A 13,005-nucleotide genomic window follows, 5' to 3' on the forward strand; every position below is an offset into this window, starting at 1 on the left:
TAACAGACTTTCCGAATACAGGCGAGTTATTCATCAGTATCGTCACGTCTTGCCTTATCAAAACGTCTCGCTGCAAATCGCCTCGGCCTGTTCCAGTACCAGTTTCGTCGCAGCCGCTTGCAGGTCTGGCGGATAGCCGTGCTTGCGGAGGATCCGGCGGATGATGACTCGGATCCGTGCCCTGGCGGATTCTCGTAGCGCCCAATCGATGGTGACGTTCTTTCGAACGGCGACGATCAACTCGGTGGCGATCACCTTTAGCTTGTCGTCTCCGAGAAGCTCAAAAGCAGATTCGTTTTCGGCGAGGGCGTCGTAGAATGCCAACTCATCATCGCTGAGCCCCAGCGCATCACCGCGACCGGCAGCGGCACGCAGTTCTTTGCCGAGCTTGATCATTTCCTCAATGATCTCATGCGTTGATATGGCCCGGTTGTGATATGCGTTCAGCGTCCGCTTCAGCATGTCCGAGAAGGCTCGTGCCTTGACGACGTTTCGTGGTGACCGCGTTTTGATTTCGTCGCTCAGCAGTTTCTTCAATAACTCGACCGCCACGTTCTTGTGCGGTAGCCGGCGGACTTCTTCGAGAAAGTCGTCCGACAAGATCGAGATGTCCGGCTTGTCCATTCCAGCGGCCGTGAACACGTCGATCGGTTCGTCGCCCGTTGTGACGACTGCCTTGCCGACCAATTGGCGAACGGCGTAATCGAGTTCGCTTTGAGACTTCCCGTTTTCTTGATACTTACGCATCATCGCCGCGACGGTTTGGAAGAACGCCACGTCGTCGCGAATCTGATGAGCGTAGGGTTCCGTCGGGCAAAGTGCGAAAGCCTTCGAAAGCGAGTTCACACTGGCGAGCCACCGCTGTTTCCCATCTTCCTGGTCCATGATGTGGTCTTGGGCAGCGACCGGCACTGAAATGAGTTCAGTTGGCTTACCGCCATGCCATGCAGACCAGTCGAACCCGTGGAGCATGTCGCAGCAGATTTCGTATTGATTCCGTAGTGCGGCGACCGCCTTCCCGGTGTCGATCGTGGTTTCACCCTGACCGCCGGATTCGGTGTAGGTCCGGAGGGCGGCACGAAGCGAGTCGCCAATCCCCAAGTAATCGACGACCAGCCCGCCCGGTTTGTCACGGAACACACGATTGACCCGTGCGATCGCCTGCATCAGTCCGTGACCTTGCATCGGTTTGTCCAAGTACATGGTGTGCAGACATGGGGCGTCGAACCCGGTAAGCCACATGTCTCGGACAATGACCAGCTTGAATTCGCTGCCGGGTTCCTTGAACCGTCTCGCGAGTTCCTTGCGTCGTCGTTTCGTGCGAACGTGTTGTTGCCACTCGGGAGGATCGGACGCCGAACCCGTCATGATGATTTTCACGGCGCCGGAAGCATCATCCAGTGAAGCCACTTCATCACGAGCGACATTTAGCTCGCCCACTGCCGACTCAGCGACCAACTGCGGCTCGTTCGAATCCGCTGGCGTGTTCCAGCCATCTTGATTGCTCAACTGGGCTTTAGCTGATGAACCGGCCCATTCGGGACGCAGCTTGATAATCTCATTGTACAAGTCCACGCAGATTCGCCGACTCATGCAGACGATCATTCCTTTGCCAGGCATCGCCTCACAACGAGTATCGAAGTGCTTGACCAAATCCTCGGCCAGGACGCGCAAACGGTCGGCATCGCCCACCATCGACTCCAGTGCCGCCCACTTCGTCTTTAGCTTCTCCCGCGTCGTGACTTCCTCGGATTCGGTGACTTCGTCGAATTCATCGTCGATCGTCTGCATCGACTCGTCGGAAAGCGTCAGCTTGATCACCCGGCTTTCGTAGTAGATTGGGACGGTCGCCTTGTCCTCGACGGCTCGCTGGATGTCGTAGACGCTGATGTAGTCGCCGAACACCGCTCGCGTGTTCTTGTCGTCCAGTTCGACTGGCGTGCCGGTGAATCCGATGAACGAAGCGTTCGGCAGTGCATCACGGATGTTCCGGGCGAATCCGTACGACACTTCGCCGGACCCCTTGTTGATCTTTGCCTTGAACCCGTACTGACTGCGGTGGGCTTCGTCGGCCATCACGACGACGTTGGATCGATCGGTTAACTGTGGGAACTCTCCTTCCTTCTCCGCAAACTTATGAACGGTGGTGAAGATCACGCCTCCCGATCCAACCTGCAACAACTCACGCAGGTGCTCAACGCTTTCGGCTTGGATCGGCGTTTGACGCAGAATGTCGTGACAACGCTGAAACTGCCCAAATAGCTGGTCGTCCAAATCGTTGCGGTCGGTCAGTACGATCAGCGTCGGGTTGTTCATCTCCGGGTGCAAGATCACCAAACCCGAATAGAACAGCATCGTCAGGCTTTTGCCGCTGCCCTGGGTGTGCCAGACGACACCACACTGCCGACTGCCATCACTACTTGTCGCTTCGATCGTCGCGTCGATTGCGGTAGCGGCGGCGTGGAACTGGTGGTATCCCGCAAGGATCTTGTGGACTTCTCCGCTATCCGGGTCTTCTTCGAACACGACGAAGTTCTGGATCAGACGAATCAGTCGCTCGGGATCGAAGGCGCCGCGGATCAGCACTTCCAGTTCGCTCAGCCCCTTCACAGGCTTTTCCGAGTCAATCGCCCGCCAAGGCTTGAACCACTCGCGTCCGGCCGTCAGGGAGCCCATGCGGGCTTGGTGGCCGTCGCTGGCGACAAGCAATTCGTTGTAACCGAAAAGGGTTGGAAACTCGGCTCGATACGTTCGCAGTTGACTGAACGCCTTGTCGACGGTCGTTTGCTCATCGGCGATGTTCTTCAATTCGATGATCACCAGCGGTAAACCGTTGACGAACAGCACGATGTCCAATCGCCGATCATGTCCGTGCTCCTTGACAATGAATTGATTCACCGCGAAGAAATCATTTACTGAAGTCACTTCACCAAGCAACTTGGCATGGTCCCCGGCGATCGAACCATCTTCACGCCGATACTCGACCTCCACGCCGTCCCTGAGTCGCTGATGGAACGCTCGGTTGTTCTGGATCACCGTCGGCAGATCAGGCCTCAGGACCTTGCGCAGGGCGTCCTCGCGAGCTTCTTCGGGGAGGTTCGGGTTCAGCTTCGCGATCGCCGAACGCAACCGGTCAACGAGGATCACGTCTTGGAACGATTCACGCTCGGGACTGTCACCATCTGGCGCGATCGTCGAACCATGTGCGGTTTCGAATCCGATCTCGGAAAGCCATTCCAGTGCGGCTAGTTCGACGGTGTCTTCGTTCGGTTTGCTCATCGCTCGCCCTTACTCAGCGATACCTTCGTCGGGCTCGTAATCTGCCGGGTCAAGCGTTCTTGCAGCCGATGAGAAAGTTGCATGGAGTGCGTTCAGTTTCTCGTGAATCCAAGCGTGTTGACGTGGCCAGTCTTCACGATTTGCGGGATCGGCGCCGGGCAATTCCACCTTGATCAGCTTTTGTTTCCTTGAAGGACGTTCCAGCCATTCGAGCGGGCCGCCGAAGCGGGCTTCGTACTCCGTTCGGTCTTTTTCGAGCAATTTGAACAGGACGAGTGAGTCATCCGTTCCAATTGTTACCATGACTGAAACGCTTGGTGGGTTGACCCGAATGTGGCCATTGAGCCAGATCCCCGACTTGCCTAAGGAGAAGTTCATATAACCTCCGTCTTGCGGCTTCGTCGGCCTGACGGCACCGCCACGTTTTTGCATCAGTTCTTGAGATGCCGTCCAATACTCAAGCATGATTTGGCTATTGCCCGATGAAGACCTGCCAGCGGTCCGAGCCGCGGAGGAAACATTGCGGGACCAGTCATTAGGCTGGCAAACGACATTGAACTTGGGCGCTGCCATCGAGTCACCGATCTTCCATAACTCAACTTCGAGTCCAAAGAAACTGAACTCATCGGACGTGATTTCATTGAGCCAATCGAGGGCGGCGCGATGTTCGTCTGTGAATCTTGCTGCAACCCACACGATGGTTGCAGCTTGCAATCCAGCCGCGTAGGTAACTACTTGACCAAGGTGGATATGGTCCGTTCGCTCGAGTTGGTTTTCGACCAAAACCCAGGACTGACTCGCGGTGTCCTTACACAGGATGTCAGCTCGGAACGGGCCTACGTTCTTCTCCTGGGCTTCAACCTCAAGATCCAGACCGATGGTCTCCCCTAGCAACGCGATGTTCTCATCGCTGGCAAGCCACGGAGTGAAGTCACCGGGCTCGCTTTTCCAAATGTCGCGTATCTCGACTTTTGCGAGCCTTCCAAGTTGTGGATTCATTCGTTCGTCCTGATTAAAAGTCAGTCCTGTCAACACACACGCTCGCATCCCGTTTTTGTCACTTCGACACATTCGTCCTCGTCGCAAGGAGCCGAGTGGCAATCCTGCTTTTTTCGCCCGTGAACTGGCTCGCCCAGTTTTACCTTCGCGTACGTCTGCCACATCTCAGCTTTCAATTCGAGTAATTCTTCGCTAAGTCGGGGGCCATGATTGACTCGGTGTCCCTGGCCCATGCCTTCTACGAGTTTGGTGATTGTGGGATATGAACGCTTCCAGTCGTCGGTTGCGGAGGCGCCGAAGTAGCGGAAATCCTTGCTCAACAGCACGCTGGCGTTTCCGTATCTCGAGTACCGGCCTACGTCGCGCGGTCTGGCGTCGGCATGTTGGTGGAACTTGGCGTCGTCCTTAAGGACCAACTCGTCACCAGCCGTCCAGCGGTAGATGCAGTCCGGTCGCTTCGCGAACCTTGGTTCGTAATAGTAGTCACCGCCCGTGGACTTTTCCGTAATCTCGGCGATGTAGACGAGGCGATTCGGGATTTGCTCATTGTTTCCACCAAAACCAAAGACCAAATCACCGACTTTGGCCGTTCGACGAATGGCCGGCTTGCAAATCGCCAGCGAAAGCAGGTTTCGGTAGACGCAAGGGGCGCCGCCACTGTCGACAATGACCTTGTACACGTAGCAGCGCGGTCCACAATCGGTAGGGGATGTAGCTCGCTTTTTCATAGTACTGTTCGTCAACGCTGTCTCGGAATCACTGAAGTCACTTCAGTGATCGTGGTCATCGATCCCGACCGCCACTTCTGCCGCCGCAATCTTTTCCTCGTGCCATTCCGCGTGCGATTTGTCCGATGACGGGATCTTCCAGTCTTGCCGCCCGTTGCAGTTCCTCGCCATGACGACCGAGCCGGCCGTGCTGGGACTGCTGAACGCTACGACTTTCGGCAAATAGCAAGAACGCCGGATCGTCCGCCGAAACAAATTTACCCCCACGCCACGTGGCTTGGATCGACGGAGTATCCACATTCGGAGCATTTGGGGTCGCTGGCTGTCACCGTGCCGGCTTCACAGTTCGGGCAACGATCCGAATCAAGCAACAGTTTGACTTGTTCGCCCATTTCGATCCCACACTCGGGGCACGCTGGATTGCGTTCCTTGAAGTCCCACGGTCCCCAGCAGCCCGGACAGCGATCGTGTGGGACGATTGCCATCTCCCCATCGACAATGTAGCGTTGCGGTGACGAATCGCCCCAGACTTGATGCGGTGCCGCACCATCGGACGTAGCCAGTCCCGTCTGCAACAGCGGAAGGCTGTTTTCGCGTTCGGAGTCGAACACCTGCACGCTGATGTCGAGGGAAACGGACAGCCCAAGCAACTCGCGACTGATGTCAGCGAGCTTGTTCTTGATCTCGTTCAGTGAGTCGCCGTCGACCAGCTCATCGATCTGGTCGGCGACTGTGTCAACCAGCGGATCAACTTTCTCAAAAACGTGTTTTTCCATTGAATGCCTACCGGTCGATCGCGGTGGAGAACAAAGACTTATTTCGATGACCACCGCTCATGCCTCGGCCCCCGCCGGTTCGTTGGACGTATATGACATCGCGTCGTCTACCTGTTTCATCGCGTCGCCGACACGAAGTTTGCCCGAAAGCAGTCTTGGCAGAAGTGCATCGCGAAGGGCGGCGAGTGCGCCGGATTCTCGTTCGTTAGAAGTAATCCTCATAACCAATGGTTCCACGCGTCCACCAAAGGCGTCCAAGACCTGTCGATCAGGTATCAAGATGGGGAACTTTCGTAGAAAAGTGAGGTTGATGTGCGGGACGCCGGATGCGGTTGCGTTCGCCAAGATGTAAGCCACGGTGGACGACTGACTGAAATAAAGAAACACGTAGGATCCCGGAACACCTTCAGCGCATGTCATCTTCATTTGCGATTGCGAGATGACATATCGGGGAAAGGAAGCATCGGTGGGTATGATTGCTACTTGACCGAGTGTGCCTCGCTGGGTGAATACAACATCGCCCGGCAACGCCATATTCGTGGTGAGTGTTGTCGCTTTCTCATCCGACACAAAAACGAAGTCGCGGTCGTTGAACCAACTGCTACTTCCGCTCATATTCGCACCGCGAATGACTGGTACTCCAAAGTCAGTGTAGTGCTTGCGGGACAGCTTAGAACCGAAAGGACCACCCGCGATTGCGTGTCTACCTTCCGCGGCCAATTCTGAAAGCGGCCCAATCTCCCATCCGCTCGGCACCAATTCCCCATCCAAATGCTCAATCGAATCGGGGAACAGTGCGGCGGTGGCTTCGTCCATGCCGGTGGGCTGGCGACCGTCCATCTTCGCTCGGACCGGGTCGAAATCGACGAACCAACTTTTGAAGATCGCCCGAGCCATCGACTCCAGCGTCTCATTCATCCGACGGTTCAACTCGATCTTGTCGTCGAGGGTTCCGAGGATGTGGGCGATGATTTGTTGTTCTGCAAGTGGGGGGACTAATATCTCGGCGTTGAGCACTTGGGATGATGAAAGATTGGCTTGTCCACCTGAACTTGTCGCAATCGCGATGAAAAGATGTTGATACTCGTCTGCTCCCATTAGGTAAGCGCAACATCGGCTATTAATAGGGGCGTTCGGTTTAGGGCGGAGAATCGCCACGCGCTGGTTCAGTAAGAATCGCCCCTCATTTCGAAATTCTGCGACTTTGCCAACCCAGGTTTCTTTTGAGCCGTCGAATCGGTTGCCCGATAAGGTGATGAGAATATCGCCTCGCCGAATCAGGTAGTTCTTTCGTTGTTCCTCAAATTTGGGATCGACGTAGCTAAGATTATCAAGAACAACTTCACCGGCCTTCACGTTCTTTATCTTCACGACCGGCGTGCCGCTGTCGGAGAAATCGCGACTTTTGAACGCGAAACCGGGTGTGATGTCAAAAATGTCGCCTATCTTGCAGCGAGCCCAACCGTTCTCACCCGCCATAACCCAGCCCCTCCAAATTGGACCGAATTGCAGCTTCCAATTTCGCGGATTCCGCGAACTGCTCATTCAGCTCGCCGACCAACCGCTTCATCTTGTCGTCGAACGGTTCGTCGTCTTCTTCGACCGCTTCGGCGCCGACGTAGCGACCTGGTGTCAGGACATACTGATGCTCGGCGATCTCATCCTTCGTTGCGGACTTGCAGAAACCTGGGATGTCCTCATAGCTTTCCATTTCGGACTTCGGATTGCAGAACTCCAAGTCACCACGCCAGGCGTGATACGTGTCCGCAAGCCGCTGGACTTCTTCGTCGGTTAGTTCCCGGTGTACCCGGTCGATCAGCTTGCCGAGCTTTCGAGCGTCGATGAACAGCGTCTCGCCTCGACGATCCCGGCGTCTGCCGTCGTTCTTGTTCCTTGATAGGAACCAAAGGCACACCGGAATCTGCGTGCTGTAGAACAACTGCCCCGGCAATGCGACCATGCAGTCAACCAAATCGGCTTCAACGATCGCCTTGCGGATGTCGCCTTCGCCCGACTGATTCGACGACATGCTGCCGTTTGCCAGCACAAACCCGGCGAAGCCGCCCGGATTTACTGAAGTCACTTCAGTGTTTTTGCCTCCGGTCCGTTTTCCAGCCTCCGCCCCAGGAGCTAAATGGTGGATGAAGTGCTGGACCCACGCAAAGTTGGCATTGCCCTTGGGCGGTGTTCCGAATTTCCAACGAACGTCCTCGTCGTTGCGATACCAGTCCGAATCGTTGAACGGCGGATTAGCGATGACGAAATCGGCTTTCAGGTCCGGGTGTAAATCACGCCGGAACGTATCGGCATGTTCCTTGCCGATGTCGCCGTCGATACCGCGGATCGCCAGGTTCATCATCGCCAAACGTCGCGTCGTCGGATTCGACTCCTGACCATAGATTGCGATGTCCCCGATCCGACCACCGTGATGCTCGACAAACTTCTCGCTTTGGACGAACATCCCGCCAGATCCACAACACGGGTCATAAACGCGGCCCTGGTACGGCGCCAGCATCTCAACCAACACCCGGACCACGCAGCTTGGCGTGTAAAACTGACCGCCCTTCTTGCCCTCGGCCGATGCAAACTGGCTCAAAAAATACTCGTAGACGCGGCCCAGGATGTCCTTGGAGCGATTCTCAGCGTCACCGAGCCCGATTGTGCCGACTAGGTCGATCAACTCGCCCAAACGCTGTTTGTCGAGCGCAGGACGAGCGTAGTTCTTCGTGAGCATCCCCTTGAGCTTGGGATTGTCCCGCTCGATTGCGTCCATCGCCTCGTCGATCAGCTTGCCGATCGTGGGCTGCTTGGCGTTGTCCTGGATGTGCTGCCACCGAGCTTCCGGCGGCACCCAAAAGACATTCTCAGCCCTGTACTCGTCGGAGTCTTCCGGATCGGCGCCCTCGTACTCACCTTCGCCGGCGATGAGCTTCTGGTGCAATTCCTCGAAAGCGTCCGAGATGTATTTCAGAAAGATCAGTCCGAGCACGGTGTGCTTGTACTCGGAAGCGTCCATGTTCGACCGCAGCTTATCGGCCGCGAGCCACAGCTTCGCCTCGAACCCCAAATTAGCCGCCTGCTTGGCGTCCTTCGCCTTCTTCTTGCCCATATTCAACGACACCATGTCACGAAGTTTCCAAATCCCGTAGGCTCCACAGTGTACGGGATTGGAGGCAGACCGATGAGGCCTTTGCAGCGGAATCGATGCTGATGGTAGTTTCCTGCGTTTTCCATCAGCGCAAAGCAATTTACCGGAAAAAACAAGTGCTGAATCGCATGGCGTCTGTCTGGAGGGAGCCGAGTTTCTCCACGGTGGACTACTGTCCGGTTAGACTGTCAGTCCATACAGATTTGCGGATTTCAGGGAGGATCCTAAACCAGCGAGCACACTGCCATGAACACTTCATTGCAGCCGACACTGACGTTTCGGCTACTAATCGGGATCGTCCTTAGCCATATCTTTCTGGCCTGTATCAACGTGAATGCCGCCGAAGTCGTCACGGTCGACATGGAGGGACTTGCCCCCGAAGGTGGTTTCACTACCGACGACGACATCAATCAGACATTTGGCATTTTTTCGCTGATCGTGCCACACGGTCACTTCTTTGACTCGGCGTATGCTGGTGGTGGCGGACGGCCGAGCAACGGAACTGATTGGTATATGAATGACTGGCCTGAAGAAAAGCCCGGATTCTCAATCGAACGGACTGATGGTGGACAATTCACAGCGATCAGCTTCGACGCAACCGAGTGGTCCAGCGGGTTCGACACCCAGACACAGATTACCGTTACCGGTCAATTGGCGGATGGTGGTACCGTCGTTCAACAATTCACCACAGACTCCGTTGCAGCGACTTTCGAAACATTCACGCTCGACCCATCGTTTACCGGTCTGTCGCGATTGGATTTCCTCGACGAAGGACACTTCGCCGGCCATTTCGAGGGAGTGCTCGGATATGACAACATTGTGCTGACGGCTGTCCCCGAACCCACAATGTGCCCCATACTTGGACTTATGGCGGTTCTCACAGTAGGACGACGATCAATCCGTCGTCGTTCTCGAGCGACCGTACTGAGGCACGTAGACGCCTGAACCCGCAACGCAGCACCGCTGGAAATCTTGGCACCTTTGCCCGGCGACCACGAGCGCTATTTCCACGAGAAGTTCCGACGCCATCGATTGGAAGGAGAATGGTTCCAGGGCGACGTTGTCCGCACCTACTTACCTAGCCATCAATTCGAATCTTTGCAGCAGCGGCTCACCAACCCTCGCGGCACAAGCGGCTGCTTCGTTTTGATCGCCGATTTGTCATCCGGAGTTGCCGGGCAGTTGTTAGCCGTGTTCAGCCGAGACGGATCGGATGGTTGTTCACCGCGTCGCAATCACGAAAGGTTTTGACTCCGGCCGCTGGGTATATCTCGGCATTGAGCCGGGCGGGCGTTTCGGGCCGGTGGTTCACGCTACGGTCAGCCCCAAGCGGGGAATCGCACATGCGTCCTTGTGGTGGATCGAAATGCCTGATTGTGTGCGCCGCCAGGGTTTTGCCGCTGAGCTGCTCGCGGTGCTTGAGGCCGAGCACCCTGCGCTCCGAGTCCAGGGAGTGACCGACTCAGGCGTGCCGTGGGCTGAAGCGATGGGGCATCCTTCGCCAAGTTACAGATGAAATGACGGACCGCCCGAAGATCACGATCACCCTCGACCACGACGATGACCGTCAGGCCGACCGAGACTTGCGCCGGTTGCTGAAAGCGTTGGGAAGGCGGTATCCGAAGCGATTATCGATTTTCGGTTCCGTCACGATCGTTGCTTCGAGCGAGAAGTCATCGACTTCGCAGTCGCAATTTACTGAAGTGACTTCATAACACCTTTGGGGGAGGCTTCGTCCCGTCTTGGGCTCCTTCCCTTCCGCTCGTCCTACCTGGCTTTCAGGTCGTGAAGAACTTACGGCGACAACGAGCATCGGAAACCAAAACCCGCTTTGGACTAGTGCTGTCACTGCTAGCTTGAGATTCCTCCGTCCGCAATCGCCGGATCATCACCCTCGAAACGCGACGGGTCGGCGATCGTCGAACTGGGTCCAGTCTTCGCGTTTTACAGAAGCGACTTCAGTGATTGCAGCGGAGCAAACGAGGAACGACGCACAGGACGGAGAACATGGCGATGACAGAATCAAAATCCTTCGCAATCAATTAGGACGCCGCCGCCAACCCCGAACCCGCAACACAGCACCGCTGGATTTGTTGCCCTCGGGCCGCGGCGAGTCCGACGCTCGGGCCTTTGAGCAGATGACTATGATGGACAAATCGCGCGAGTATCAATTTGCGATTGATCCTCGTCGAACGCCGAACTTTCAGATGCAGGCATCTTTGCCGTTCGAATGAGACGAGACACCAAATGGATAATGACGCTGCCACCAGGCTCCAGCAAGCCGCCCTAGACGACCAGTTTGCTGAATGGGTCCAAACCGGGGTTTGGCGATTTGCGGAAAACTTCACTATCCCTGTTGGTCGGTTGTACACAGATGTGACTCGGCATTGGCATGAGCATGGCGGTTTCGTTGCAAATGGTCACCCGTTCGATGAAGGTACGGTAGGGGGCAACGAATCACCATTGGACGTGAAGCATGTATTGCGCGAGGCGTTCAGTGGTAAGGACGAAAACCAAGAAGCCATCTACCAAGAAGCCGTGGAATGGTCCCGAAATGGAGCTCGCTGCCTTTCGTGCGGTCGCGATCTCAACAACAAACTGATTGATTTGGCAACCCTCAATGACGATTCCCTAAAAACGCTTGTTGCACTTTATTTGAAGGGATTGGGTGATAGTGTTCTGCTCGTTGCTAAGCCGCCTGACTGGCTTGACTGGCTTATTGGTGATGACCGTGTTCGTGCAAAACTTGGCTGGTTGGTCCTGTTGTACGCCGATCCGAATGACCCGCGTTTTGATCGCATCGACTTGGTGATCGATAAGGTGCTGGCGAAATGGAAGAAAGACTCGGCCACGTTTCGTCGTGGCGAAGACGAAGTCGAATCTGAGCAAGCTGAAAATAGTGCAGCTAAAGACGATGGCAGTTATTCCAAGAAGCCGATGACCCCTCAGCAAATAACGATCAAGGCGAGTGGGATATTGGTGGACAGACTCCAAAAAGGAAACCCCGTCCAATCACAATCAGAATTGGCGAAACTGGTCGATTGCAGCAAAAGTGCCAAGGCACTCAAGAACGCTTGGAAACCATATGTTTCGGCTGGTGGCGGCAAACACAAGAAACCATCGCGTGAACCATTTCATGATGGCCTCGGTGAGGGAGAAGGGATACTAAAAGAATTGACTCACGCCGAGCAAATTGAGCTTTTAGCGAAGGAGCAAGAAGCGGATGAGCGATCATCCATTTATCCGAATCGCATCGATCCATAGGCGATCACGTGCGCGCCCGTGCGCGCACAGTCGGCACGAGAATAGGCCTGGAATTTACGACACTTTCCGAATTTCTCGCGCACAAAACACCGTCTGGTGAGGACGTTTAATTATTCACCACACGGAGTTGACCCAATGACTGACCATTCTGGTCCAGCCCTGCTAACGTCGGGGCGTATGGCCACGCTTCTTAGCGTGCCCATTCATCGAGTGCGTTATGTGCTCGAAACCCGCCCGGACATCCGACCGACAGCATACGCCGGTCAAGTTCGTCTGTACGATCGGCGTGCACTCGCGAGGATCCGACACGAATTGGCGGCTATTGCCTCGCGGCGAGATGATGACCGATCGAGCTTCACGGAGGGCGACGTAAGCGCCCGAGGAAACCATTCTTGGCGCGTGGCTTAGGCTGGTGGGTTTTCACTCACGTAACCAGGAGGTTTCCATGGTTCGCTTGCCAGACCCCGCCGTTCGCCAACGTTGGTCGCGGCTGATCCAACTTCACGAGCAGTCCGATCTCGCCATCTCCGACTTTTGCGATTTGCACGAAGTCTCCACCGCATCGTTCTATCGGTGGCGACAAAGGCTGCAGGACGACGCCGATCAGAGCGACGCGTTTCTTGCCGTGCAGATCGAGCAGCCGCGTCCCCAAATCGGCGGCACCACTGTCCGCTTTCCCTGTGGCACGCAGATCGAGCTTGCTTCCTGCGATGCCAACAGCCTGATGATCATCGTCGACCGGTTGGCACCACAACCAAGCGAGTTGCAGCAATGATCGCGCTACCAACCACTGGCGGCATTTTTCTCTACG

11 protein-coding genes are annotated in these 13,005 nt (G+C 55.8%); 4 read left to right on the forward strand and 7 right to left on the reverse strand.

Features of this window, described 5'->3' with window-relative positions; translation table 11 throughout:
* Positions 1-57: 57 nt before the first annotated feature.
* The 6 genes from NZK35_RS17820 to NZK35_RS17845 all read right to left on the reverse strand — a co-directional run bounded on the left by NZK35_RS17820 (position 58) and on the right by NZK35_RS17845 (position 8,906).
* Entirely contained in the window at positions 58-3,279 is a 3,222-nt protein-coding gene (locus NZK35_RS17820; protein WP_259633888.1) for a type I restriction endonuclease subunit R, read from the reverse strand.
* A gap of 9 nt (positions 3,280-3,288) precedes the next feature.
* On the reverse strand, positions 3,289-4,278 hold the full coding sequence (locus NZK35_RS17825) for a DUF4268 domain-containing protein (protein ID WP_259633889.1): 990 nt from the start codon (positions 4,276-4,278) through the stop codon (positions 3,289-3,291).
* A gap of 29 nt (positions 4,279-4,307) precedes the next feature.
* On the reverse strand, positions 4,308-5,006 hold the full coding sequence (locus NZK35_RS17830; RefSeq protein ID WP_259633890.1) for an Nmad2 family putative nucleotide modification protein: 699 nt from the start codon (positions 5,004-5,006) through the stop codon (positions 4,308-4,310).
* Positions 5,007-5,263: 257 nt separating this feature from the next.
* Positions 5,264-5,782 carry a hypothetical protein gene (locus NZK35_RS17835; protein ID WP_259633891.1) on the reverse strand — a complete coding sequence of 173 codons (519 nt, stop codon included), beginning with the start codon at positions 5,780-5,782 and terminating at the stop codon, positions 5,264-5,266.
* Between the two features lie 57 nt (positions 5,783-5,839).
* Entirely contained in the window at positions 5,840-7,261 is a 1,422-nt protein-coding gene (locus tag NZK35_RS17840) for a restriction endonuclease subunit S (RefSeq protein WP_259633892.1), read from the reverse strand.
* Complete coding sequence (locus NZK35_RS17845) at positions 7,251-8,906, reverse strand: class I SAM-dependent DNA methyltransferase (protein ID WP_259633893.1); 1,656 nt, start codon at positions 8,904-8,906, stop codon at positions 7,251-7,253. The genes NZK35_RS17840 and NZK35_RS17845 overlap by 11 nt, the downstream gene beginning before the upstream one ends.
* A gap of 270 nt (positions 8,907-9,176) precedes the next feature.
* Here NZK35_RS17845 and NZK35_RS17850 point away from each other — a divergent pair, with 270 nt between their 5' ends.
* Complete coding sequence (locus NZK35_RS17850) at positions 9,177-9,875, forward strand: hypothetical protein (protein ID WP_259633894.1); 699 nt, start codon at positions 9,177-9,179, stop codon at positions 9,873-9,875.
* Positions 9,876-10,125: 250 nt separating this feature from the next.
* On the opposite strand, the gene NZK35_RS17855 is transcribed toward NZK35_RS17850, so the two are convergent.
* Positions 10,126-10,362 (reverse strand): hypothetical protein, encoded by a 237-nt coding sequence (locus tag NZK35_RS17855; RefSeq protein ID WP_259633895.1) that lies wholly within the window; start codon positions 10,360-10,362, stop codon positions 10,126-10,128.
* An 85-nt stretch (positions 10,363-10,447) separates the two neighbouring features.
* Between NZK35_RS17855 and NZK35_RS17860 the strand changes: the two genes are divergently transcribed.
* The 3 genes from NZK35_RS17860 (at position 10,448) to tnpA (ending at position 12,969) form a co-directional block, all read left to right on the forward strand.
* On the forward strand, positions 10,448-10,645 hold the full coding sequence (locus NZK35_RS17860; RefSeq protein WP_259633896.1) for a hypothetical protein: 198 nt from the start codon (positions 10,448-10,450) through the stop codon (positions 10,643-10,645).
* 532 nt (positions 10,646-11,177) lie between these two features.
* Positions 11,178-12,194 (forward strand): hypothetical protein, encoded by a 1,017-nt coding sequence (locus NZK35_RS17865; RefSeq protein ID WP_259633897.1) that lies wholly within the window; start codon positions 11,178-11,180, stop codon positions 12,192-12,194.
* 445 nt (positions 12,195-12,639) lie between these two features.
* Positions 12,640-12,969, forward strand: coding sequence for an IS66 family insertion sequence element accessory protein TnpA (tnpA, locus tag NZK35_RS17870; protein ID WP_259633898.1), 330 nt, complete (start codon positions 12,640-12,642; stop codon positions 12,967-12,969).
* Positions 12,970-13,005: the final 36 nt, after the last annotated feature.

This window comes from Stieleria sedimenti (assembly GCF_025060895.1).
Taxonomy (GTDB): domain Bacteria; phylum Planctomycetota; class Planctomycetia; order Pirellulales; family Pirellulaceae; genus Stieleria; species Stieleria sedimenti.